The following is a 22,656-nucleotide window of genomic DNA, read 5'->3' as shown; positions in this document are numbered from 1 at the left end:
TGGATCGGGGTTTTCGCTCGCTTTGCTGCGATTACAGTCCGATGTCAGGGGTTCCCCTACCACTGGCCGGCTGGTCTCGACCACTGGGCCGATCAGGCGACGAAGACGGTCTTCCCGGCGGTTTCCCCGTCGAGCATCTGCCGGAAGCCCGCGGCCGCGTCCGCGACCGGGAGTTCCGCGCCGATCTGCGGCCGGATACCGGAAAGCCGCACGTATTCGAGCAGATCCGTGAGTTCGTCGCGGGTGCCCATGGTCGAACCGGCGATCCGCAGTTGCAGGAAGAACACCCGCTGCAGTTCCGCGTGCGCGTCCGGGCCACTGGTCGAACCGGAGACCACGATGATGCCGCCGGGCTTCAGGGACTTCACCGAGTGTGACCAGGTGGCCTTGCCGACGGTCTCGAACACCGCGTCGACCCGCTCCGGCAGTCGCGCTCCGGATTCGAAGGACTGGTGCGCGCCGAGCTGCTCGGCCAGTGCGCGCTTCTCCTCGGTGCGGCCGGTGACCCACACGCGGAACCCGGCCGCCCGGCCGAGCTGGACCAGCGCGGTGGACACGCCGCCGGAGGCGCCCTGCACCAGCATGGTCTGGCCGGGGCGCAGGCCGGACTTGACGAAGAGCATGCGATACGCGGTCAGCCAGGCGGTGCCCATCGTGGCGGCCTCGGTGAAGGACAGCTCCTTCGGCTTCGGCACGGTGTTGCGCGCGGGCACGATGACGTAGTCGGCGAAGGTGCCCTGGTGCTTCTCGGTGAGCAGGGTGCGCTTCGGGTCGAGCGTGTCGTCGCCCTGCCACCCGGGGGCGTTGACCACCGAGTGCAGGACCACCTCGGTGCCGTCGTCGAGCACACCGGCGCCGTCGCAGCCGAGGATCATCGGGAACTGCTCCGGCTTGATGCCCACGCCGCGCAGGGTCCACAGGTCGTGCATGTTCAGGCTCGCGGCCTTCACCGCGACCCGCACCCAGCCTTCGGGCACCTCGGGCTCGGGGCGCTCGCCGACCACCAGCGAGTCCAGCGGGTTTTCCGGGTTCGGGGCCTTGGCGTATACGGCGAACATGGGCCGAACCTACCGGCGGGAACACCGGTGAGCCATCTCGGAGTAGTGTTCGACACGTGCTGGATGGCTTGTCGGACTGGTGGGACTCGGTGGAGCTGTGGCTCGCGCAGCTCTGGTTCCCGGTGCAGTTCATCCTGGTCATGGCCGTGCTGCTGCCGTTGTGCGCCGGACTGGCCTGGCTGATCGACCGCACGGTCGACCGGCTGTCCCGCTGGTTGTCCTCGGCCCGGCGCGAGGACCAGGCGGGCCGGTCGTAGTCTTCGGGGCATGTTCAACCGGAGGCGGATCACCGCCGCGTTGATCGGCCTGATCGTGCTCGTGGTCGGCGGCTGGCTGGTCAAGGACCTCGTCGCGGACGACCAGGGCCCGGTGCCGGGCAGCGAGTCCGGTCTGCGGGTGGAGTCGCTTTCGTCGCTGCCGCCCGAGGCGGGCGAGACGTGGAAGCTGATCGGCTCGAACGGCCCGTTCCCGTACCCCCGCAGCGACGGGACCGAATTCCAGAATCGCGAGAAGCGGCTGCCCGTGCGTGACTCCGGTTATTACCGGGAGTACACGGTGAAAACGCCGGGGAGCCAGGATCGTGGCGCGCGGCGGCTGGTCACCGGCGCGGCGCGCGAGCTGTACTACACCGGGGACCATTACTCTTCGTTCGTCATCGTGGACCCGAGCAGGTGAGCGCCGTGGAACAACCGGATGCGCGAGCACTGGCGGAGCGCGCTCGCGCCCGTGGTGCCTACGCCCATGTACTGCCCGGCCCCGCGCCGGTGACCAAGGACGCGGCGATGGACGCGATCGCCGCCGCGCTGGACTTCCCGGACTGGTTCGGCCGGAATCTCGACGCCCTCTACGACTGCCTGACCGACCTGTCGTGGCTGCCCGCCGGTGAGCACGTGCTGATCTGGGCGGGTTCGGAGGCGTTCAAGACCGCGGATCCGAAGGCCTACCTGGCCATCCGGAGCGTGCTCTCGGACGCGCAGCGGGCGCTGGCCCCGGGCGGGGTGCGGTCGGACTCGCGGCACCTGACGCTGCAGCTGCCGGACGCCTGAACCGGTCAAGGAAACCGTCCGCACCCGCCCGGCGGGTCAGGTGGTGGGCACCCAGGATGGCGGCCGCTTCTGAGCGAAGGCGGTGATGCCCTCCTGACCCTCTTCGCTGGCGAAGAAGCCCGTCGACAGCTCGGTCATTTCGGCGAAGCCGTCGGCCGGGGTGGCCGGGCGCGGGCGGCTGAGCAGTTCCTTGGTTGCCGCCAGTGCGCGCGGGCCGCCGAGGGCGAGAGCCTTTACGTACCGCGAAACTTCGGCGTCCAAATCGGACGCGTCCACAGCGGAGTTCAGCAGTCCGATGGCCACCGCGCGCTCGGCGTCGAACTTGTCGCCGGTGAGGAAAAGCTCATGCGCGGCGCGGGCGTTGAGCCGCGGCAGCACAGTGAGCGAGATCACCGCGGGCACCACGCCGATGCGCACCTCGCTGAAGGCGAAGGTGGCCTCCTTCACCGCTACCGCGATGTCCGCGGCGGCCACCATGCCGATGCCGCCCGCCCTGGCCGGGCCGGCCAGCTTCGCCACCACCGGCTTCGGGCTGGTCCACAACTGCTCGAGAATGCGCGGGAACTCGTTCACGCCCTGGTCGCCCGCCCCGGCGCCCTTGGCTTCCTTGAGGTCCATGCCCGCGCAGAACACCGGTCCGGTGTGGTCGAGCACGATCACCCGCACCGCGTCGTCCTCGCGCGCCCTGGTCAGTCCCGCGCTCAGCTCGGAACGCAGCTGGGCGGAGAGCGCGTTGCGGTTGTGCGGGGAGTCCAGGGTGATCGTGGCGGTGCCGCCGTCCACCGCGTAGTGCACCAGTTCTTCAGCCATGGCCCCACCTTCGCACACGGCTGCCGGAGTTTCCGGCAGCCGTGGCGACGAAAACACCTAGCCGATCGCCGTGGTGGTGAACACCGGGCTGGGGTTGGGGAAGCAGGCCGTCGGCGCGGTGATGTCGATGATCTGCGTGACCACCGTGTCGAAGGTCAGGCCCGGGTCCGCGTAACTCGTGCCGCCGAGCTTGGTCTCGATCGTGCCCGACTGACCCGCGGTCAGGTTCACCGTCACCGTGGGCAGCTCGAACGCGGCACCCCCGTTGAGCGGGCCGGGGAAGCTGAGCGTGCCCACACCGTTCGCCACTTCGAGCTTGGGCGGGGTCGAGCCCAGCCCGGAGCCGCCGGACAGCGAAGCGTCGACGAAGGTGGAGTTGGCCGGGATCGGGATCTTCAGCGCGAAGTTCTTGATGTGCTTGATCTTGTAGCCGCTGACGTCGGCGGGCACCTCGTTCGGCGCCGGGTCGACCACCACGGTCAGCGCGCCGCCGGGCGCCACCGTCGCCGGCGCGGTCACGTCCGCGGTCTGGTTCAGCGTGGCCTGCTGCGGGCCGACGATCGGGGCGTTGGCCTGGCAGTCGAGGACCACGTCGTGGGCGGCCGCCGAGGCCGGGGTGGCCATCGCGCACAGCGGCACGACGGACAGCGCGGCGGTGGCCAGGGTCTTGCGCAGGGCAGACTTCATCGTCTCCACCTCTGGGGGTGTGGGGGTCGGGGAGGTGCTGCGCAGCGATTAGATAGTTACCGGCAAGTTAAATAGCGCGTCAAGAAGCCACCGTTCCCATAAGCGGGTGGTGACCGGAACTGGGAACGGAACCAGCCGGAAAGAGCAGCGAACTGCGCCGATCAGGCCGGGATGACCTGCGAAGACCGCGTTTCCGCGTACCGGGTGAGTACCAGGTCGGCCACCCGCCGGTCGGTGCCGAGCGGCGCCGCCATCGGCACCTCCGGGCCGGCGAGCCCGGCGATCCGGTCCGGCAGGAGGCCCGGCGCGAGGAACCACGACGCCACGGCGAGCCGTCGTGCCCCGTGTGCGCGCAGCCTCGCCAGCGCGGCGGGCACGTCCGGCTTGGTGGCGCTGGCGAAGGCCGGGGCGACCAGCAGCCCGTGCCGCTGGTGCCAGCGCTCGGCCAGCCCGGTGACCGCGGCGTTCGCGGTCGCGTTCGAGGAGCCGACGGCGGCCAGCACGACGCCCAGCTCCGGGTCGGCGAGATCGACGCCGGTCTCGCGCAGCCGGTCCAGCGCCACGGCCTCCAGCGCGGGCGCGACCCCGAGCACATCGGCGATCCGCACGTCCAGCCGCGGCAACCGGCTGGTCACCTCGCCGACGAGCGCGGGCAGGTCGACCCGCGCGTGGTACGCGCTGCCCAGCAGCAGCGGCGCCACCACGACCTCACGATGTCCTTCGTGGTGCAGCCGGAGCAGCACCTCGGGCACCGGTGGATCGGACAGGTCCAGGAAGGCGACCCGCACGTCCAGCGCCGGCGCCAGCGAACGCACCCGCTCGACGAGGGCGCGCACGGTGGCCGCGGACCGCGGGTCCCGGCTGCCGTGCGCGACGACAACGAGCGGGCTCACGCGAACCGCTCGCCGATCAGCCCGGCGGCGAGCGTGTCGCCGTCCTTCGGATCGATCACCAGGAACGCGCCGGTGCGCGGGCTCTCGGCGTAGTCGTCCACCGGCAGATCCTCCGCCAGGCGCAGGGAGACCGTGCCGATGTCGTTGAGCGACAACGTCTCCGGACTGTCCACAGTGGTCAGAGTCTGCTCGTCGAAGCGCGAGCCGATCTCGTCGACCAACGCCTGCACGGTCCGCGCGCCGTGCTTGACCAGCACGCGGGCACCGGGCGAAAGCGGCTTGTTCGACAGCCAGCACAACGCGGCGGTCAGCTCGTCGGTCACCCGCGGCGGCCGGTCCGCGACGGCGATCAGGTCACCCCGCGAGATGTCCAGATCGTCCTCCAGCAACAGGGTCACCGAGGTGCCGGAGCCCGCCTCCGCCAGCCTGCCGTCCGCGGTGTCGATGGCCGCGACACGGCTGCGCAGCCCGTGCGGCAGCACCACGACCTCATCGCCGGGGCGCACGCTGCCCGACGCGATCTGCCCGGCGTAACCCCGGTAGTCGGGGAATTCCGGGGTGCGCGGCCGGATCACGTACTGCACCGGGAAGCGGAACGCCGCGTCGTGCGGGTCCGGCGCCACCGGCACCTCTTCCAGGTGCTCGAGCAGCGTCGGCCCGGCGTACCACGGGGTGCGCTCGGACTTGACCGCCACGTTGTCGCCCTGCAACGCCGAAACCGGGATCGAGAGCACGTCACCTTCGGCGTACCCGAGCGAGGTGGCGTGCGAGGCGAACTCGTTGGCGATCACCGCGAAGGTGGCCTCGTCGTAGTCCACCAGGTCGATCTTGTTCACCGCGAGCACCAGGCGCGGCACACCGAGCAGGGCGAGCACCGCGGCGTGGCGGCGGGTCTGCTCCACCACGCCGTTGCGCGCGTCGACCAGCAGCACGGCCAGTTGCGCGGTGGACGCGCCGGTCACCGTGTTCCGGGTGTACTGCACGTGGCCGGGGGTGTCGGCGAGCACGAAGCTGCGCCGCGGCGTGGCGAAGTAGCGGTAGGCCACGTCGATGGTGATGCCCTGCTCGCGCTCGGAGCGCAGCCCGTCCACCAGCAGCGAGAGGTCCGGAGTGGACAGTCCGCGGTCGACGCTGGCCCTGGTCACCGCGTCGAGCTGGTCGGCCAGCACCGACTTGGTGTCGTAGAGCAGGCGCCCGACCAGCGTGGACTTCCCGTCGTCCACGCTGCCCGCGGTGGCCAGCCTCAGCAGACTCGACATCAGAAGTAACCCTCTCGCTTGCGGTCTTCCATCGCCGCCTCGGACAGCCGGTCGTCGGCCCTGGTGGCGCCGCGCTCGGTGAGCCTGCTGGCCAGCACCTCGGCGATCACCTCGTCCACAGTGGACGCGGTGGATTCGATCGCGCCGGTGCAGGAGCCGTCGCCGACGGTCCGGTAGCGCACGCTCAGCTCGCGCACGTCCTCACCGGCGCGCGGGCCACCCCACGGACCCTCGGTGAGCAGCATGCCGTCGCGCTCGTAGACCTTGCGCTGGTGCGCGAAGTAGATCGACGGCAGCTCCACGCCCTCGCGGTTGATGTAGTGCCACACGTCGGCCTCGGTCCAGTTGGACAGCGGGAAGACGCGCACCTGCTCACCGGGGCGGTGCCTGCCGTTGTAGAGGTTCCACAGCTCCGGGCGCTGCCGTCGCGGCTCCCACTGGCCGAAGGAGTTGCGCAGGCTGAAGATCCGCTCCTTGGCGCGGGCGCGTTCCTCGTCGCGCCGCCCGCCGCCGAAGACCGCGTCGAACTTGTGCTCGGCGATGGTGTCCAGCAGCGGCTGGGTCTGCAACGGGTTCCGGGTGCCGTCGGGGCGCTCGGCCAGCCTGCCGTCGTCGATCCAGTCCTGCACGTTCGCCACGATCAGCCGCAGCCCGTGCCGCCGCACGATCTCGTCGCGGAAGGCGATGACCTCGTCGAAGTTGTGCCCGGTGTCCACGTGCAGCAGCGGGAACGGCACCGGGGCCGGCCAGAACGCCTTGATCGCCAGGTGCAGCAGCAGGGTGGAGTCCTTGCCGCCGGAGAACAGGATCACCGGCCGGTCGAACTCACCGGCGACCTCGCGGAAGATGTGGATGGCTTCGGATTCCAGCGCGGCCAGGTTGTCCTGTGCCGCGTCGGTAGCGGGCTCGAGCGTCGTCACCTTGGTCCCTTTCAGCCGTGCAAGCCGCACTCGGTCTTGGCCTGGCCCGCCCACCGGCCGCTGCGCGGGTCGGCGCCGGGCGCGACCTTCGCCGTGCACGGCGCGCAGCCGATCGACGGGTAACCCGCCTCGACCAGTGGGTTCTGCAGGATGCCGTGGTCGCGGATGTAGTCGTTGAACTGCTCGTCGGTCCACGCCGCCAGCGGGTTGACCTTGACCAGCCCGTTGCGCTCGTCCCAGCCGACGATCGGGGTGTTCGCCCTGGTCGGCGCGTCCACCCGGCGCACGCCGGTGACCCACGCCGAGTACTTCGCCAGCGTGTTGCGCAGCGGGACCACCTTGCGCAGGTGGCAGCACCGGCCGGGGTCGCGCTCGTGCAGGCGGGGGCCGTACTCGGCGTCCTGCTCGGCCACGCTCTGCTCGGCCCTGGCGTTCACGATCCGCACGTGCGGGTAGACCGCTTCGACCGCGTCCCTGGTGCCGATGGTCTCGGCGAAGTGGTACCCGGTTTCCAGGAACAGGATGTCCACATCGGACTTGGCCTTGGTGGCCAGTTCGATCAGCACGGCGTCCTGCATGTTGGACGCCACGATGAAATCGTCGCCGAAAGTGCGCACGGTCCAGTCCAGCGCTTCTTCGGCGGTGGCCTCGGCCAATTCGGCCGAAGCGCGTTCGGCGAGGGTGCGGTAATCGGCTGTCGCGGTCATTTCTTCGCCACCTCCGGAAGGGACAATCCGAGGAACTTCACCGAGAAGACCCGTCGGCAACTCGAACAGAGCCAGGCCCCGTTCTCTTCCGGACGGAGATCTTCGTCACCGCAGTAGGGGCAGTGGAACGGTGTCGCGCGCTCGGTCACTGCAGATCGCTTTCCTCGGCGCGGGCCACCCATTGCGCGAACCGCTCGCCCGTTTCGCGCTTTTCCGCGAAATTGCGCACGACGCGTTCCACGTAATCGGTCAGCTCGGTGCTGGTCACCTTGTGCCCGCGCAGTTTCCGGCCGAATCCGGCGTCCAGGCCCAGCCCGCCGCCGAGGTGCACCTGGAAGCCCTCGACCTGGTTGCCGTCGTTGTCGGTGACGATCTGGCCCTTGAGCCCGATGTCGGCGGTCTGGATGCGGGCGCACGAGTTCGGGCAGCCGTTGAGGTGCACGCTGAGCGGTTCGTCGAGGCCGATGTCGGACAGCCGCTTCTCCAGGTCGCCGACCAGGTCGTGGGCGCGGGCCTTGGTCTCGACGATGGCCAGCTTGCAGAACTCCAGCCCGGTGCAGGCCATCACGCCACGCCGCCACGGCGACGGCTCGCTGTCCATGCCCAGCTTCGACAGCGAAACCTGCAGCTCGGTGACCTTGTCCGCGGGCACGTCGAGCACCACGAGCTTCTGCTGCGGGGTGAGCCGGACGCGGTCGGACCCGGCCCGCTCGACCGCGTCGGCGGCGGCCAGCAGCGTGGTACCGGACACCCGGCCGGCGATCGGCGCGAAGCCGACGTAGCGCTTGCCGTCGACCTGCTCGTGCACGCCGACGTGGTCGATCGGGCGGTCGGGCACCTCGGGCGCCGGGCCGTCGACCAGCTCGCGCTCGAGGTACTCGTCCTGCAGCACCTGGCGGAACTTCTCCGCGCCCCAGTCCTTGACCAGGAACTTGATCCGCGCCCGCGAGCGCAGGCGGCGGTAGCCGTAGTCGCGGAAGACGCTGATCACGCCCTCCCAGACGTCGGGCACCTCGTCGAGCGGCACCCAGGCGCCGAGGCGCTGGCCGATCATCGGGTTGGTGGACAGCCCGCCGCCGACCCACAGGTCGAAGCCGGGGCCGTGCTCGGGGTGGTTCACCCCGACGAAGGCCACGTCGTGGATCTCGTGCGCCACGTCGGGCTGGCCGGAGATCGCGGTCTTGAACTTGCGCGGCAGGTTCGAGTAACGCGGGTCGCCGATGTAGCGGCGCTTGATCTCCTCGATCGCGGGCGTGCCGTCGATGATCTCCTCGGCGGCGATGCCGGCCACCGGGGAACCGAGGATGACGCGCGGGCTGTCGCCGCAGGCCTCCATCGTGGTCATCCCGGCGTCCTCGAGCTTCTTCCAGATCGCCGGCATGTCCTCGACCTGGATCCAGTGGTACTGGATGTTCTGCCGGTCGGTGATGTCGGCGGTGTCGCGCGCGTAGTGCTGCGAGATCTCGCCGAGCACACGCAGCTGCGCCAGGTTCAGCGCGCCGCCGTCGAGGCGGACCCGCAGCATGAAGTAGCGGTCGTCCAGCTCTTCGGGCTCCAGGGTGGCCGTGCGGCCGCCGTCGATGCCCGGCTTGCGCTGGGTGTAGAGGCCGAACCAGCGGAACCGGCCGCGCAGGTCGGCGGGGTCGATCGAGTCGAAGCCGCCGTGCGCGTAGATGTTCTCGATCCGGGCCCGCACGTTGAGCGGGTTGTCGTCCTTCTTGGAGCGCTCGTTCGGGTTGAGCGGTTCGCGGTAACCGAGCGCCCACTGCCCCTCCCCGCGCCGCTGCTTGGCGCGTGCGGGGCGGGACGTGCTCGGGCGAGCAGGCGAGGCCATCGGTCCTCCGGGATAGTTCTGGCGCCTGCGCACCGTGAACGCCCTGGTTCTGCCCGTGGTGGGAGCGATCGCGGCTTGGCTCGGCGCCGACACGGCTTGGTCAGGCGGGCGGAGCGGGATTACGCACGGCAGAGGGCGCTGGCGACACGACGGAGGTCGACGTGGCGGCGAGCCACGAGGAGGACACCGGCGTAAGTCACGGTCCCAGGGTGCCACGCGTCCACAATGTGGTCGAGCGTTGCCCGGATGGTGGGAGCGAGGTCACCGGCCCTGGTCACGGCGGCGGATTTGGGATAGTGGAGGCGTGCAACTGCTCACCGATCCCACGCCGCCCGTCGAACTGGCCCTCCCCGAATCCGCGCTGGCGGGCCTCGGCACCCGGCCGTTCGGGGTCTACGTGCACGTGCCGTTCTGCGCCACGCGCTGCGGCTACTGCGACTTCAACACTTATACCGCCGGCGAGCTCGGCACGTCCTCCTCTCCCACCAGCTGGCTCGACGGACTGCGCCGCGAGCTGGACCTGGCCGCGGCGATGCTGGGCCGGGCGCCCGCGGTGGACACCGTGTTCGTCGGCGGTGGCACGCCCTCGCTGCTCGGCGCGGACGGCCTCGCCGCCGTGCTGGACGCCGTGCGCTCGTCGTTCGGCCTGGCCAAGGGCGCCGAGGTGACCACCGAGTCCAACCCGGAGTCGACCTCGCCCGCGTTCTTCGCCGACATCCGTGACGCGGGTTACAACCGGGTGTCGCTGGGCATGCAGTCCGCCGCGCGGCACGTGCTGAAGGTGCTGGACCGGGTGCACACGCCGGGACGGCCGATCCTGGCCGCGATCGAGGCCCGATCGGCCGGGTTCGAGCACGTCAACCTCGACCTCATCTACGGCACGCCGGGTGAGCGCGTCGAGGATCTGCGTGCTTCGCTCGACGCGGTGCTGACCGCCGGGGTGGACCACGTCTCGGCCTACGCGCTGATCGTCGAGGAGGGCACCGCGCTGGCCAGGCGGGTGCGTCGCGGCGAGCTGCCGATGCCGGACGACGACGTGCTCGCGGCCTACTACGAGCTGATCGACGAGGTGCTCGGCACGGCCGGGTTGCGCTGGTACGAGGTGTCGAACTGGGCGTCTTCGGACGCCGCGCGCTGCCACCACAACCTGGGCTACTGGCGCGGCGGCGACTGGTGGGGCGCCGGTCCGGGCGCGCACAGCCACGTCGGCGGGGTGCGCTGGTGGAACGTGAAGCACCCGGCGAAGTACGCGGACCTGCTGGCGGCGGGGCACGTTCCCGCGGGCGGGCAGGAGGTGCTCACCGACGCCGAGCGGCACGTCGAGCGGGTGATGCTGGAGCTGCGGCTCGCCGAGGGCCTGCCGCTGGACGCACTGGACGCCGATGGCCTGGGCGAAGCGCGCGCGGCGGCGCGGGAGGGGCTGCTGGTCCAGTCCGCATTGGACACGGGACGGGCGGTGCTCACGGACAAGGGCCGCCTGCTGGCCGACGGGGTCGTGCGCCGGCTGGTGCCCTAAGCGGCTGGGGTCCGTTCCCGGCGCCGTGCCCGGTGGCTCGCGACGTTGAGCCGGTTGCCACACCGGTCGGGCATGCAGGACGCCGAGCAGACCGCTGCCCATGAGCACGGACAGTTCGTCGGCCAGGTCCTCGTCGGCGAGGAACCGCCCTACTGCGGTTCTTCGCCCAGGAGGCGTTATTCCGCAGCCTCCTGGCGGCGCGGCTGGACCAGGCCCGATTCGTAGGCGGCGATCACCAGCTGCGCCCGGTCCCGCGCGTCGAGCTTGGTGAGCAGGCGGCTGACGTAGGTCTTCGCGGTCAGCGGGCTGATCACCAGTTCCTCGGCCAGTTCGGCGTTGCTCAGCCCGCGGCCGATCAGCGTCAGCACCTGCCGTTCGCGGGCGGTGAGCACCTCCAGCGCGTCGGCGGGCGGGTCCGGGTGGGCCAGCACGCGGGTGATGAGCGCCCGCGTGGCGCCCGGCGAAAGCAGCGCGTCCCCGTCGGCGACGGTGCGGATGGCATCCAGCAGCGCGGCCGGTTTGGCGTCCTTGACCAGGAATCCGCTGGCCCCCGCGCGCAGCGCGCCGAGCACGTTGTCGTCGGATTCGAAGGTGGTCAGGATCAGCACCCGCACCCCGGCCAGGTCGGGATCCTCGGCGATCCGCGCGGTGGCCGCGATGCCGTCGGTGCCGGGCATGCGGATGTCCATCACCACCACGTCGGCCCGCTCGGACCGCGCCATCGCCACCGCCTGCGCGCCGTCGGCGGCCTCGCCGACCACGTCCATGTCTCCGGCCGACGTGATCAGCAGGGCGAACGCGCTGCGGACCAGCGCCTGGTCGTCGGCCAGCAGGACCCGGATCACTGGCGCTCCTTGGCCGGCAGGTCGGCGGTGACGGTGAAGCCGCCGTGGGTGCCGGGTCCGGCGGTGAGCCGCCCGCCGAGCACGGCGGCCCGTTCGGTCATGCCGATGATGCCGTATCCGCTCCCGCGACGGCCGTTGCCGCCACGACCGTCGTCGGTGATCTCCAGCCGCACGCGCTCGTCCCGGTAGTCGAGCCGGACCGTCGCCCGTGCGGCCTCGGCGTGCTTGACCACGTTCGTCAGCGCTTCCTGGGTGATCCGGTACAGCGTGATTTCCACCGCCTGCCCCAGTTCCCGGCGTTCGCCGTGTTCTTCGACGGCGACGGCGACCCCGGCGGACCGGGTCGCGTCGGCGAGTTCCGGCAGCCGGTCCAGGCCGGGCGTCGGCTGCCGGTCCGAGTCGGTTTCGTTGCCGCGCAACACATCCAGGGTGGTGCGGAGTTCCGCGAGTGCCTTGCTGCTGGCTTCGGCGACGGTCCGCAGCGGGGCCGCGATCCGCGCCAGGGCCGGGTTGTCGCGGTCCTCGTCCAGCAGGTGCGCGGCCACCCCGGCGTGCGCGTTGATCACCACGATGTTGTGCGCGAGCACGTCGTGCAGGTCGCGGGCGATCCGCAGCCGTTCCTCGGCGACCCCGCGCGCGGCGCGCTCTTGGAGGCCGTCGACGTACTGGCGGTGCTGCCGGACGGCCTCGCCGAACACGGTCGCCACGATCAGCCAGCCCAGCGGCGCGGCGATCTCCACCCCGGGCGGGCCGTCCTGGGTGAGCCCGATGGTCAGCGCGATGACCAGGAAGATCGGCACCAGCGTGGCGATCGTGCGCTTGCGGGTGCCGGTGACCACCGCGGCGTAGAGCAACACCATCACCGGCGGCAGCGCGATCTCGTGCGGGTAGTCCACCGCGTGGTACGGCACCGCCGCCGCGCAGCCCACCAGCAGGGCGGGCAGCGGCCAGCGGCGGCGGACGAGCACCGGCAGCGCCTGCGCCACCAGCGCGAGCGCGCCGAGAACGTCCAGCGGGCGGCCTTCGAACCAGTTCGCGGGCAGCAGCCACGCGGTCAGCACGGTGACCGCGATCAGCGCGGCGGTCAGCGCCGCGTCGGCGGGACCGACGCGGCGCCCGGATTCCGTCGTCACCGCTCCATCTTCCCCGGCAGCGCCACCAGCAGGGGCGCGACCAGCAGCGGTTGCACGATCAGCGTCTGCAGCAGCACCCCGGCGGCGACCGCGAACCCGAGTTCGACCATCGGCACGAACGGCAGCGAGGCCAGCACCGCGAAGGTGGCCGCGAGCACCAGGCCCGCCGACGCGATCACGCCGCCGGTCGAGGCCACCGCCCGGCGCGTGGCCTCCTTGGTGCCCAGCCGCGGGGCGTCGTCGCGGATGCGTGCCACCAGGAAGATCGAATAGTCCACGCCAAGCGCGACCCCGAAGACGAAGCACAGCGCGGGCAGGTTCGCCGCCGTTCCGGCGAAGCCGAAGAGCAGGTCGAAGGCGACCGCGCCGATGCCGAGCGCGGCGGCGAAGCAGAGCAGCACCGTGCCCACCACCACGAGCGAGGCGACCACCTTGCGCAGCAGCAGGACGAGCACGAGCAGGACCACGGCGAGCACCAGCGGCAGCACGCGCCAGTTGTCCGACGCGGTGGCTTCGCGGGTGTCCAGTTCCTCCGCCGCCGGTCCGCCGACGAGCGCGTCCGGCCCGACGGCCGTTCGCAGCCGGCTCACCGTGTCGAATTCCTCCTGGCTGTCCGGGGTCGCGGCCGGGCGGACTTCGATCACGGTCAGTCCGCCGCCCTGCTGCGCCGGTTCGGCATCGGCGACTCCCGGCACGCCCGCGGCTCGCGCGGCTACGTCGTTCGCCTTGGCGCTGTCGGTGACCACGGTGAGCGGGCGGCCGCTCTGCTCGGGGAACGCCTGGCCGAGCGTGGTGTACCCGGTGACCGATTCCGGTGTGTCGGTGAACTGGCCGGTCTCACCGAGGTTCCCGCCGAGTTGGGTGAGGCCGAGGGCGAACACACCGAGCACGGCGGCGCTCGCCGCGGCGGTGCGCACCGGCTTGGTCACCGCGTGGTTCGCCACCCTGGCCCAGATCCCGCGGCTCGCCGTGGCCGGAGCGCCGTAGCGCGGCACCTTGGGCCAGAACACCCGCCTGCCGGTGAGCACCAGCAACGCCGGGAACAGGGTCAGCATGGTGAGCAGCGTGCAGGCGATGCCGACGGCACCGGCCAGGCCGAGCCCGGACAGGTCGTTCATCCGCGCGGCCAGCAGGCACAGCAGGCCGAGCGTGACCGTGCCCGCCGACGCGAGCACCGCCGGACCGGCGCCGCGCAGCGCCGCGCCCATCGCCCGGTGCACGTCGTGCTCGCGGCGCAGTTCCTCGCGGTACCGGGCGACCAGCAGCATCGCGTAGTCGGTACCGGCGCCGAAAACGAGCACGACCATGATCGAGAAGCTCTGCGTGGACACGGTGATCCCGGCCGCCGACGCGATCCCGTAGAGCGCCGCCATGGCCACCATCGTCGACGCGCCGACCGCGGCGAGCGGCAGCAACCACAGGAACGGGCTGCGGTAGGTCACGATCAGCAGGAGCGCAACGACCGCCGTGGTCACCATCATCAGCGTTTCGTCGATGCCTTCGAACACCGCGTCGATGTCGGCGCCGATCGCGCTGGGACCGGTCACCTGCACGGTGAGCCCGGTCGGTGGCTGCGCCACGGCCAGGCGGACTTCCTCGACGAACGCGGCTGTGCGTTTCTCGTTCTCGCCGGGATTTTCGCGTTCGACGGCGTACAGCAGAGTCCGGCCGTCGTCGGAGGTGACCGGCGGCATCTCGCTGCCGCCCAGCGCGTCCAGGCGCCCGGTCGCCCACGCCCGGTCCGCCTCGGTGATGCCCTCCCGGCGTTGCTGCACGACCAGCACCTGGTCGCCTTCACCGCCCGGGATCCGTTCCACGAGTTCGGTGACCCTGGTGGACTCCGCGTCGGCGGGCAGCCGGTCGCGGGCATTGTCGCTCTGCACCGATCCGATGTTCAGCCCCACCGGTACCGCGAGTGCGAGCAACAGCAGCCACAACCCGATGATGACCCGCTTGGCCGTCCGGCCGGCGGGCAGCGCGAAGAACCCGCGCGCCTGTTCCGCTTTTTCCAGCACCGTTTCGCCCCTTCACTCGGTTCAGGGCGAAACGGTGCCGTTCAGGCGGGGGTACGCGCGTCCGGCCGGGGTGGACAGCCGGCGTACTCCCGTGGTGGACAGTCAGCGGGAGCGGGTGCGCCGCCAGTTGAAGCTGCGCCCGCGGGCGCCGGCGCCGACCCCGGCCAGGTGCAGGGCCACGCACAGCAGACCGGCGGTGAGCAGGGTGCCTCCGTCGAACACCTCGCCGAGCGACAGGTCGGTCAGGTCGAAGATCAGCGCGAGGCCGAAGATGACCGCGGCAACGATGGCTAACACGGCAGTACTCCTTTCGATCCCCCGATGGTTTCCCGGTTACCCGGCGCCGGGCGGTCTGACTCCTCGCATTCGGAGCAATCCGCTCGGCGGGCCGCCCGCGGAAGTGGCCGCGGTGCGAGCCCGCGGCCGGGGCGGCGGTGTCCGAAGTGGACATCAATCCCGAAGTGCTGGTGGTGGCCAAGGAAGGGCACCCGCTAGGGAATGAGGGTCTGACCGTTGAGCGTGGTGTCTTCGACAGCGCGGACGTAGGACGCGGCGACGACGGTCGCCGGGGTGGCGTCGTCGCCGACCCAGCCGGGGCTGACCACGTTGGCGCGCAGGCCTCGCGGGAGTTCGGTGGCGGCAACCCGGACGAAGGCTTCCAGACCCGAGTTGGTGAGCGCGCCGAAAGCGCTGCCGGGCGTCGGCGCTTCGAAGGTGCCCGCGGTCAGGGTGACCGAGCCGCCGTCCGGCAGGTGCCGCACGGCGAGCCGCAACAGGCGCACCTGGCCGATCAGCTTGGTGTCCAGGCCGGTGAGGAACTCCTCTTCGGTACCCGCGTCGATGGGCACGAGCGCGCCGCTCGCCGCGCAGCAGACCACCGCGTCCACGTCCTGGACCGTCGCGAATAGACGGTCGGGCCGGGCGATGTCGAGCTGGATCTCGCTGCTCCGCGACATGGGAACCACGTGGTGGCCCCGATCGCGCAGGGCCGCGGTCACCGCGGTGCCGATGGTTCCGGTCGCTCCGATCACTGCAACGTTCACCCGTCCGATCCTGCGTGCTGGCGCCGGAGCGTGCCTGCCCCTGTCAGGTGCAGGCATCCTGGAGCCATGCTCGGTGAATTCCTCCGCGCCCGCCGCGGCCGGTTGCGGCCCGCCGACGTCGGCCTGGCCGACTACGGCGAATTCCGGCGCGTGCCAGGGCTGCGGCGGGAGGAGCTGGCGCGGCTGGCCGGGGTCAGTCCCGGTTACTACACGCGGCTCGAACAGGGGCAGGGCGGCAACGTCTCCGAAGCGGTGCTCGACGCGCTCGCCCGTGCCTTGCGCCTCGACGACGACGAACGCGCGCACCTGCACGCACTGGCGAACGCGAAGGCCGTCGACCCCGGTCCCGAGCGGCTGTTGCCGAGGCATCGGCTCCTGCTCGACGCCGTGGGCGCGGTTCCGGCGCTGATCCTCGGCAGGCACACCGACGTACTGGCGTGGAACCGCCTCGGCCACGCGCTGCTGGCCCCGCACCTCGGCTTCGAGGCCCGGCCGAACTGGGCGCGCCTGTTCTTCCTGGACGACCACGTGCGCGAGCTGTTCGGGGAAGCGGGGGACAAGGCGCGGGACACCGTCGCCGACCTGCGGCACATCGCCGGGCGAAGGCCGGGTGACGCCGTGCTGACCGCGCTCATCGACGAGTTGCGGCAGGCCAGCCGCGATTTCGACGAGCTGTGGGCGGCGCACCCGGTGCGCGGCTGTGCCCACCACACCCGCGTCTACCGCCACGCCGTCGGGCCGCTCACGCTGACCGACGAACTCCTGCCGCTGCCGGACAGCGACGGGCAGCGCCTCGTGCTCTTCTACGCCGAGCCGGGATCGCCGTCCGCCGCCGGTTTGAGCGAGCTGAGCAGGGCGTCCAGCTTGCGGTAGCGGCTTTCGGCGGCCAGCCGGTAGGTGTCGATCCAGCCGGTCAGCGCTTCGAGGGCGGCGGGCGCGAGGTGGCACGGGCGGCGCTGGCCGTCACGGGTGCGGGTGATCAGGCCAGCCGCCTCCAGCACCTGGATGTGCCGGGAAACCGCCTGCTTGGTGATGGTGAACGGTTCGGCGAGCTCGTTCACCGTGGCTTCCCCGCGCGAAAGCCGCGCGATCATCGCGCGCCGCACGGGATCACCGAGCGCGGCGAAGGCCCGGTCCAGCCATTCGTCATCCACCGTCATCAGAGGCAACCTAGCGCTTTATCAACAAGTCAGTTGACTATAGGTCCGCTCAGGTGCGGCGTCAACCGCGCCGCAGGCCGCCGAGCAGCATGTCCAGTCCGAAGCGGAAGCGCTCGACCGAGGTTTCCTCGGAGAAGTACCGCCCGAGGGTGAGCATGTTCGGGAACCGGCCCGGCATCGAGCTGAGGTAGTCGTGCATCTGCCGTCCGCGTGCGGCGGCTTCTTCCTGGTCGAACTCGCCCGAAGCCCAGCCGCTGCCCTCGTAGGCGAATGCCTTGGTGTACAAGGAAAGTGCGTCAGAGGCGTAGGCGGCGTCCCGTTCGGACAGTCCGCCGGCGCGCAGCAGGGCGAGCACGGTTTCCCCGTGCTGCAACGCGTTGGGGCCGACCGGTACCTGCGTCGCCCAGGCGACCTTGGCGATGCCGGGGTGCGCCAGCATCGCGGAAAGCTGGCCCTGCAGCACTTCCCGGAGCTGCTCGGCCCAGCGCGCGGGATCCGGCTCGGGCAGGTCGACCTCGCTCAGTACCTCGTCGAACATCAGCTCGTGCAGTTCGTCCTTGTTGGACACGTGGGCGTAGAGCGAGGCCGCGCCGGTGTCCAGCGCCTGGGCGACCCGCCGCATGCTCACCGCGTCGATGCCTTCGGCGTCGAGCAGTTCGAGTGCGGTGCGCACGATCAGCTCGACGGACAGCTGGGGCTTCGCCGTGCGCCCGGAGCGCCGCCACGGCGGGGCGGGAACGTTCATGGCGAACACTGTACTTGACACGAACGGTGTTCGTGACTACGAATGGTGTTCGACAAACGAACACTGTTCGAAAGGTGGACATCATGACGGAGCAGGCAGTGTTCGACACGCTGAACGAGCTGACCGAGGCGTGGAACGCGGGCGACGCGACGGCGTACGCGCGGCTGTTCCTCGAAGACGCGGACTACGTGAACTTCATGGGGCAGAACAGCCGTGGCCGGGCAGCCATCGAGGAGAGCCACCGCTTCCTCTTCGACGGCCCGCTCAAGGGCTCGAAGATGACCTGCGGCCCCACGCCGCCCACCGTCCGGTTCGTGCGCCCGGACGTGGCGATCGTGGTCATCGGTGGCGGCACCACGCTCGACGGCGGGGAGGAGGACGACCCGAGCCGGGCTTCGACGGTCACCTTTGTGCTGGTCGAGGAGCCGGAGGGCTGGCGCATCGCGTCGTTCCAGAACACCCGGCGGACCTCGATGCCGTCGTGAAGCTCATGGTCGAGGTGGCCGGCGTGGTCGAGGCGCCACCGGAGCGCGTCCTCGCCGCGGTCGTCCGGGCCACCGGATGGCGGCGCGACGGCGACCGGGCCTGGGTCCAGGGCGGCTGGTGGTATCGCGGTGAGTACCTGGTCGAGCCGGCGGCGGGTGGTTCGCGGGTGGTCCACCGGGTGTTCAACGTGGCGCGGAGTCCGGTGTGGATAGTCGCGCTGGCGAACCGGCTGTTCCTCGGCTTCGGTGAGCGGACCAGGGAAGGGGTGGGCGAGCTGCTGGCGCGGATCGGCGATGAACTGGGCTGCGCGGCTCGCCTGGAGAAAGTGACGTAGGTCTCAATTCGGTGGTCACGCCTGCTCGGGGTGCATCGGGAGGATCTTCGAGCCGGGCTGGGGCCGCGCTGATCTGTGCAGGCGCGAAGCTTCCCGTTAGGCTAGCCTTAGCTTGTCTGTGACTTCCGGTGAACAGTGAGGGGTACCTTATGGCGGAGCGTCCAGTGAGGCGGTCCCGGCCGCTGATCCGCCTTCGGGTGCTGCGCACCGAGCGGCTCACCCCGCATATGGTGCGGGTGGTCGCCGGTGGCGAGAACCTGGGGCAGTTCAACGACAACGGCTTCACCGACGCCTACGTGAAGCTGGCCTTCCCGGTGCCGGGCGTGACCTATCCCGAGCCGATGGACCTCCAGCAGATCCGCGCCGAACTGCCGCGTGAGCACTGGCCGCGCACGCGCACGTACACCGTGCGTTACTACGACGAGAAGGCCGGCGAGCTGGCCATCGACTTCGTGGTGCACGGGGACGAGGGGCTCGCCGGGCCGTGGGCGCTCAACGTCAAGCCCGGCGACGACATGCTCTTCGCCGGGCCGGGCGGGGCCTACGCGCCCGGTGAGGAGGCCGACTGGCACCTGCTCGTCGGTGACGAGAGCGCGTTGCCCGCGATCTCCGCTTCGCTCGAGCGCATGCCCTCCGGCGCGCGCGTGCAGGCGTTCATCCTGGTCGGCGGGCCGGACGAGGAACTGCCGCTGGCGACCAAGGCCGACGCGGAGATCAACTGGCTGCACCGGTCCGCCGGTGGCGACCTGGTGCGTTCCGTGCGCGACCTCGACTTCGGCGACGGTGTCGTCCAGGCCTTCGTGCACGGCGAGGCCGACTTCGTCCGCGAACTGCGGCGGCACCTGCTCAACGAGCGCGGGGTGCGGAAGGACCTGCTGTCCATCTCCGGCTACTGGCGCCGAGGCAAGGACGAAGACGGCTGGCAGGCGGAAAAAGCCGAGGAACGCGCCAAGGAAGCCGCGGCGGCCGCTTCCTGACGCGGGCGCTCTCGCAAGGTCCGGCATGTAACATGGACGATGTGAACAACAGGCAGCTGAACCGCGATGTACCGGCCGGGTGCGTTCAGCTGCGAGCGGTTTGCACAAGCCTGCCGGCATGACGGCGAGAAGGTCTGCTGTCGGCCGGTTCGTTGGCGCCCGTAAGCCGAAACCGGCGGTCGAGGAGAAGCCTGCGACCCCGGAGCCGTACTCGCCGCCGTCCTTCCTGGGGATGTTCGAGCTGCCGGCCGACTCGTCCGAGCGGGTCAAGGCCGTCGTGCGCGGCCAGGACGAAGCCTGAAGCACACGACGGGATCGTAGAACCTCCGTGGCACGTCCGACCGTGGTTGACACCGGTCCGCTCATCGCCATGATCAGCAGAAAAGACGCTCATCACCAAGCGGGCGTCGCGTGGCTGGAGACGGCCGCTACTCGTGATCTGCTAGTGCCATCCCTGGTTCTCACCGAAGTGTGCCAATTCATCGAGAAGCATCTCGGCGGTGAAGCCGAGGCAGCGTTCATTGAGGAACTCATGCGGTCGCCGCAGTTCCGGATCTATCACCCGATGGATGATGATTTCCGTCGGATGGCCGTGTTGATGCGCCAATATCCCGACTGGCCGCTCGGTTTGGCGGACGCGGCCGTGGTGGCCGCCGCGGAACGGTTGAAGACCGTCGAGGTGGCCACCGTGGATCGGCGGCATTTCGAACACATCAAGCCCGTGCCCGTCTCGTACTTCGGGATCTACCCCGAAGCCGATCAGTAGGTCAGCTGCTCAGCTTGCCGATCACCTGGGAGCCGTACGCGGACAGCGTTTGCTCCCGTTCGTCGTGCATCAGGTACAGCGAGAACTGGTCGACACCCAGCTCGGCCAGTTCCTGCAGGCGTTCCACGTGCGCGCCCGCCGGGCCGGTCAGGCAGAAGCGGTCGACGATCTCGTCCGGCACGAACTCGGTGGACGGGTTGCCCGCCTTGCCGTGGTGCGAGTAGTCGTAGCCCTCGCGCTCCCTGATGTACTCGGTCAGCTCACGCGGCACATCACCGGATTCGCCGTAGCGGGCCACCAGGTCGGCCACGTGGTTGCCCACCATGCCACCGAACCAGCGCAGCTGCTCCCGCTGGTGCACCAGGTTGTCCCCGACGTACGCCGGCGCCGCCACGCAGATGGTGATGCCTTCCGGGTCACGACCGGCGGCCCTGGCCGCCTCCCGCACCGAGCCGATGGTCCAGCGCGCGATCGCCGGGTCCGCGCACTGCAGGATGAACCCGTCGGCGTGCTCACCGACCAGCTTCAGCGCCCTCGGCCCGTACCCGGCCATCCACATCTCCAGCCGCCCGTCGCGGACCCACGGGATGCGCACCGGCTTGTCCCGCAGCAGCACCTCCCGGCCCTCGGCCAGCTCCTTGGTGACGTGCATGCACTCCCGCAGGGTGGCCAAAGTGGACGGTTTGAGGCCGACCACCCGGTGCGCCGAGTCCCCGCGCCCGATCCCGCACACCGTGCGGTTGCCGTACATGTCGTTCAGCGTGGCGAACAGCGAGGCCAGCACCGACCAGTCCCGCGTGCCGGGACTGGTCACCATCGGGCCGACCACCATCGAGGAGGTGGCCGCGAGGATCTGCGAGTAGATGACGAACGGCTCCTGCCACAGCACGCACGAGTCGAAGGTCCAGCCGTAGCGGAAGCCCTCGCCCTCGGCCGCGGTCATCAGCCGGACCAGGTCACCGGCGGGCGGATCCGTCTGGAGCACAACTCCGAAATCCACAGTGGACACCCCTCGATCGGCTCAGCTGAGGTACTGGTTCAGGTCGCGCTTGAGGAACTTGCCGTGCGTGGTGGAGCCGGTGAACCCGGCCGCCGAGACGACCACCGATCCCCGTGACAGCACCGTTTCCACCCGGCCGGTCAGCTCGAAGCCCTCGTACGCCGAGTAGTCGACGTTCATGTGGTGCGTCTCGGCCGAGAGCGTCTGCTTGGCGGACGGGTCGTAGATCACGATGTCGGCGTCCGAACCGGCGGCGATCACGCCCTTGCGCGGGTACAGCCCGAACATCCGCGCCGGCGTGGTCGCGCAGGTCTCCACCCAGCGCTCCAGGGTGATCTCCCCGGCCACCACGCCCTGGTGCAGCAGGTCCATCCGGTGCTCCACGCCCGGCATGCCGTTCGGAATGGCACGGAAGTCGCTGGTGCCCAGCACCTTCTGGTCCTCGAAGCAGAACGGGCAGTGGTCGGTGGAAACCACGGACAGATCGTTCGTGCGCAGCCCGCGCCACAGGTCGGCCTGGTGCCTCTTCTCCCGCAACGGCGGTGAGGCCACGTACTTCGCGCCCTCGAAGCCCGGCTTCGCCATGTCCTCGATGGACAGGTAAAGGTACTGGGGGCAGGTCTCGGCGAACACGTTCTGCCCGTCGTTGCGCGCTTCCGCGACGGCCGCAAGCGCTTGCGCGGCCGAGAGGTGCACGATGTAGAGCGGGGAGCCGGTCACCTTGGCCAGCTGGATCGCGCGCGAGGTGGCCTCGCCCTCCAGCTCCGGCGGCCGGGTCAGCCCGTGCTGCACCGGCTCGGTCTTCCCGGCGGCGAAGGCCTGCGCGGCCAGCTGGTCGATCGCGATGCCGTTCTCCGCGTGCATCATGATCGTCGACCCGGTCTCACGGGCCTTCTGCATGGCCAGCAGGATCTCGCCGTCGGTGGAGTAGAACACGCCGGGATAGGCCATGAACATCTTGAAGCTGGTCACCCCGTCTCCGATGCACGACTCCATCTCCTTGAGCGTGGTGTCGTTGACGTCGGAGACGATCATGTGGAAGCCGTAGTCGATGGCGCAGTTGCCGTCGGCCTTCTCGTGCCACTTGTCCAGTGTGGACTGCAGGGTGGTGCCCTTTGCCTGCACCGCGAAGTCGATGATCGTGGTGGTGCCGCCCCAGGCCGCCGCGGTGGTGCCGGTGCCGAAGGTGTCGTGCGAGAAGGTGCCGCCGAAGGGCATCTCCATGTGCGTGTGGGCGTCGATGCCACCGGGCAGCACGTACCTCCCGGTCGCGTCGATCACCTCGTCCGCTTCACCGAACACGCCGGGCGCGGCCACCGCCGCGATCTTCTCGTCCTCCACCAGCACGTCGGCCACGCTGGTGCCGGTCGCGCTGATCACCGTGCCGCCCTTGATCAAGGTGCGCGTCATGCGGAAAGCCTC

At 70.4% G+C, this 22,656-nt stretch carries 29 protein-coding genes; 10 read left to right on the top strand and 19 right to left on the bottom strand.

All coding sequences use genetic code 11. The features are described 5' to 3' along the window. Nucleotides 1-92: 92 nt before the first annotated feature. On the bottom strand, nucleotides 93-1,058 hold the full coding sequence (locus YIM_RS38200; protein WP_153035011.1) for a zinc-binding dehydrogenase: 966 nt from the start codon (nucleotides 1,056-1,058) through the stop codon (nucleotides 93-95). A 56-nt stretch (nucleotides 1,059-1,114) separates the two neighbouring features. On the opposite strand from YIM_RS38200, the gene YIM_RS38195 reads away from it, so the two are divergent. The 3 genes from YIM_RS38195 to YIM_RS38185 are packed head-to-tail and all read left to right on the top strand — an operon-like array spanning nucleotide 1,115 to nucleotide 2,104. Next, nucleotides 1,115-1,315, top strand: coding sequence for a hypothetical protein (locus YIM_RS38195; RefSeq protein ID WP_153035010.1), 201 nt, complete (start codon nucleotides 1,115-1,117; stop codon nucleotides 1,313-1,315). A 10-nt stretch (nucleotides 1,316-1,325) separates the two neighbouring features. Further along, on the top strand, nucleotides 1,326-1,733 hold the full coding sequence (locus tag YIM_RS38190) for a ribonuclease domain-containing protein (protein WP_153035009.1): 408 nt from the start codon (nucleotides 1,326-1,328) through the stop codon (nucleotides 1,731-1,733). After that, nucleotides 1,730-2,104 (top strand): barstar family protein, encoded by a 375-nt coding sequence (locus tag YIM_RS38185; RefSeq protein WP_153035008.1) that lies wholly within the window; start codon nucleotides 1,730-1,732, stop codon nucleotides 2,102-2,104. The genes YIM_RS38190 and YIM_RS38185 overlap by 4 nt, the downstream gene beginning before the upstream one ends. Nucleotides 2,105-2,140: 36 nt before the next feature. Here YIM_RS38185 and YIM_RS38180 read toward each other — a convergent pair whose 3' ends face one another. The 9 genes from YIM_RS38180 to YIM_RS50165 all read right to left on the bottom strand — a co-directional run bounded on the left by YIM_RS38180 (nucleotide 2,141) and on the right by YIM_RS50165 (nucleotide 9,414). Next, complete coding sequence (locus YIM_RS38180; RefSeq protein WP_153035007.1) at nucleotides 2,141-2,914, bottom strand: enoyl-CoA hydratase family protein; 774 nt, start codon at nucleotides 2,912-2,914, stop codon at nucleotides 2,141-2,143. A 57-nt stretch (nucleotides 2,915-2,971) separates the two neighbouring features. Further along, entirely contained in the window at nucleotides 2,972-3,601 is a 630-nt protein-coding gene (locus tag YIM_RS38175; RefSeq protein ID WP_153035006.1) for a cyclase, read from the bottom strand. 161 nt (nucleotides 3,602-3,762) lie between these two features. Then, entirely contained in the window at nucleotides 3,763-4,494 is a 732-nt protein-coding gene (locus YIM_RS38170) for a sirohydrochlorin chelatase (RefSeq protein ID WP_153035005.1), read from the bottom strand. Then, nucleotides 4,491-5,753: a sulfate adenylyltransferase subunit 1 gene (locus YIM_RS38165; RefSeq protein WP_153035004.1), complete on the bottom strand. Its 1,263-nt coding sequence runs from the start codon at nucleotides 5,751-5,753 to the stop codon at nucleotides 4,491-4,493. The genes YIM_RS38170 and YIM_RS38165 overlap by 4 nt, the downstream gene beginning before the upstream one ends. Further along, nucleotides 5,753-6,673 carry a sulfate adenylyltransferase subunit CysD gene (gene cysD, locus YIM_RS38160; protein ID WP_153035003.1) on the bottom strand — a complete coding sequence of 307 codons (921 nt, stop codon included), beginning with the start codon at nucleotides 6,671-6,673 and terminating at the stop codon, nucleotides 5,753-5,755. Before cysD ends, YIM_RS38165 begins: the two co-directional genes overlap by 1 nt. Before the next feature lie 11 nt (nucleotides 6,674-6,684). Continuing rightward, nucleotides 6,685-7,380, bottom strand: coding sequence for a phosphoadenylyl-sulfate reductase (locus YIM_RS38155; protein WP_153035002.1), 696 nt, complete (start codon nucleotides 7,378-7,380; stop codon nucleotides 6,685-6,687). Next, nucleotides 7,377-7,562 (bottom strand): Insertion element protein, encoded by a 186-nt coding sequence (locus tag YIM_RS49475; protein WP_153035001.1) that lies wholly within the window; start codon nucleotides 7,560-7,562, stop codon nucleotides 7,377-7,379. The genes YIM_RS38155 and YIM_RS49475 overlap by 4 nt, the downstream gene beginning before the upstream one ends. Further along, nucleotides 7,526-9,214 (bottom strand): nitrite/sulfite reductase, encoded by a 1,689-nt coding sequence (locus tag YIM_RS38145; protein ID WP_153035000.1) that lies wholly within the window; start codon nucleotides 9,212-9,214, stop codon nucleotides 7,526-7,528. The genes YIM_RS49475 and YIM_RS38145 overlap by 37 nt, the downstream gene beginning before the upstream one ends. A gap of 119 nt (nucleotides 9,215-9,333) precedes the next feature. Beyond that, nucleotides 9,334-9,414 carry a putative leader peptide gene (locus YIM_RS50165; protein WP_370469041.1) on the bottom strand — a complete coding sequence of 27 codons (81 nt, stop codon included), beginning with the start codon at nucleotides 9,412-9,414 and terminating at the stop codon, nucleotides 9,334-9,336. A 104-nt stretch (nucleotides 9,415-9,518) separates the two neighbouring features. Here YIM_RS50165 and hemW point away from each other — a divergent pair, with 104 nt between their 5' ends. Then, entirely contained in the window at nucleotides 9,519-10,730 is a 1,212-nt protein-coding gene (hemW, locus tag YIM_RS38140) for a radical SAM family heme chaperone HemW (RefSeq protein ID WP_194239886.1), read from the top strand. A 176-nt stretch (nucleotides 10,731-10,906) separates the two neighbouring features. Here hemW and YIM_RS38135 read toward each other — a convergent pair whose 3' ends face one another. The 5 genes from YIM_RS38135 to YIM_RS38115 all read right to left on the bottom strand — a co-directional run bounded on the left by YIM_RS38135 (nucleotide 10,907) and on the right by YIM_RS38115 (nucleotide 15,766). Further along, entirely contained in the window at nucleotides 10,907-11,575 is a 669-nt protein-coding gene (locus tag YIM_RS38135) for a response regulator transcription factor (protein ID WP_153034999.1), read from the bottom strand. Then, nucleotides 11,572-12,708: a sensor histidine kinase gene (locus YIM_RS38130; protein WP_153034998.1), complete on the bottom strand. Its 1,137-nt coding sequence runs from the start codon at nucleotides 12,706-12,708 to the stop codon at nucleotides 11,572-11,574. The genes YIM_RS38135 and YIM_RS38130 overlap by 4 nt, the downstream gene beginning before the upstream one ends. Continuing rightward, the gene (locus YIM_RS38125; protein ID WP_153034997.1) at nucleotides 12,705-14,723 is read right to left on the bottom strand and encodes an MMPL family transporter; all 2,019 of its coding nucleotides are present in this window, start codon (nucleotides 14,721-14,723) and stop codon (nucleotides 12,705-12,707) included. The genes YIM_RS38130 and YIM_RS38125 overlap by 4 nt, the downstream gene beginning before the upstream one ends. Nucleotides 14,724-14,825: 102 nt before the next feature. Further along, entirely contained in the window at nucleotides 14,826-15,020 is a 195-nt protein-coding gene (locus YIM_RS38120) for a hypothetical protein (protein ID WP_153034996.1), read from the bottom strand. 194 nt (nucleotides 15,021-15,214) lie between these two features. Next, on the bottom strand, nucleotides 15,215-15,766 hold the full coding sequence (locus tag YIM_RS38115) for an SDR family oxidoreductase (RefSeq protein ID WP_153034995.1): 552 nt from the start codon (nucleotides 15,764-15,766) through the stop codon (nucleotides 15,215-15,217). Nucleotides 15,767-15,832: 66 nt separating this feature from the next. Here YIM_RS38115 and YIM_RS38110 point away from each other — a divergent pair, with 66 nt between their 5' ends. Beyond that, nucleotides 15,833-16,639, top strand: a complete 807-nt coding sequence (locus tag YIM_RS38110; RefSeq protein WP_153034994.1) for a helix-turn-helix transcriptional regulator — start codon at nucleotides 15,833-15,835, stop codon at nucleotides 16,637-16,639. Here YIM_RS38110 and YIM_RS38105 read toward each other — a convergent pair. Beyond that, nucleotides 16,570-16,926: a helix-turn-helix transcriptional regulator gene (locus tag YIM_RS38105; RefSeq protein WP_194239885.1), complete on the bottom strand. Its 357-nt coding sequence runs from the start codon at nucleotides 16,924-16,926 to the stop codon at nucleotides 16,570-16,572. The genes YIM_RS38110 and YIM_RS38105 overlap by 70 nt on opposite strands. Before the next feature lie 61 nt (nucleotides 16,927-16,987). After that, a complete protein-coding gene (locus YIM_RS38100) occupies nucleotides 16,988-17,671 on the bottom strand; it encodes a TetR/AcrR family transcriptional regulator (RefSeq protein ID WP_153034993.1) in 684 nt (227 codons plus the stop codon). A gap of 83 nt (nucleotides 17,672-17,754) precedes the next feature. Between YIM_RS38100 and YIM_RS38095 the strand changes: the two genes are divergently transcribed. From YIM_RS38095 to YIM_RS38075, 5 genes are all read left to right on the top strand, one after another. Next, complete coding sequence (locus tag YIM_RS38095; RefSeq protein ID WP_153034992.1) at nucleotides 17,755-18,156, top strand: SgcJ/EcaC family oxidoreductase; 402 nt, start codon at nucleotides 17,755-17,757, stop codon at nucleotides 18,154-18,156. A 5-nt stretch (nucleotides 18,157-18,161) separates the two neighbouring features. Continuing rightward, nucleotides 18,162-18,491, top strand: a complete 330-nt coding sequence (locus tag YIM_RS38090; RefSeq protein WP_228005068.1) for a hypothetical protein — start codon at nucleotides 18,162-18,164, stop codon at nucleotides 18,489-18,491. A 149-nt stretch (nucleotides 18,492-18,640) separates the two neighbouring features. Continuing rightward, entirely contained in the window at nucleotides 18,641-19,468 is an 828-nt protein-coding gene (locus tag YIM_RS38085; RefSeq protein ID WP_153034990.1) for a siderophore-interacting protein, read from the top strand. Between the two features lie 118 nt (nucleotides 19,469-19,586). Further along, nucleotides 19,587-19,769, top strand: coding sequence for a hypothetical protein (locus YIM_RS38080; RefSeq protein WP_153034989.1), 183 nt, complete (start codon nucleotides 19,587-19,589; stop codon nucleotides 19,767-19,769). Nucleotides 19,770-19,796: 27 nt separating this feature from the next. Then, nucleotides 19,797-20,234, top strand: coding sequence for a type II toxin-antitoxin system VapC family toxin (locus YIM_RS38075; protein ID WP_370468910.1), 438 nt, complete (start codon nucleotides 19,797-19,799; stop codon nucleotides 20,232-20,234). 1 nt (nucleotide 20,235) lies between these two features. On the opposite strand, the gene YIM_RS38070 is transcribed toward YIM_RS38075, so the two are convergent. Beyond that, nucleotides 20,236-21,234 carry a TIGR03842 family LLM class F420-dependent oxidoreductase gene (locus tag YIM_RS38070; protein WP_153034987.1) on the bottom strand — a complete coding sequence of 333 codons (999 nt, stop codon included), beginning with the start codon at nucleotides 21,232-21,234 and terminating at the stop codon, nucleotides 20,236-20,238. A 21-nt stretch (nucleotides 21,235-21,255) separates the two neighbouring features. Then, the gene (hydA, locus tag YIM_RS38065) at nucleotides 21,256-22,644 is read right to left on the bottom strand and encodes a dihydropyrimidinase (RefSeq protein ID WP_153034986.1); all 1,389 of its coding nucleotides are present in this window, start codon (nucleotides 22,642-22,644) and stop codon (nucleotides 21,256-21,258) included. Nucleotides 22,645-22,656 lie beyond the last annotated feature (12 nt).

It is taken from the genome of Amycolatopsis sp. YIM 10, assembly GCF_009429145.1.
Lineage (GTDB): Bacteria > Actinomycetota > Actinomycetes > Mycobacteriales > Pseudonocardiaceae > Amycolatopsis.
The sequence above is the reverse complement of the archived record's forward strand: the minus strand, read 5'-3'. Positions and strand labels throughout refer to the sequence as shown.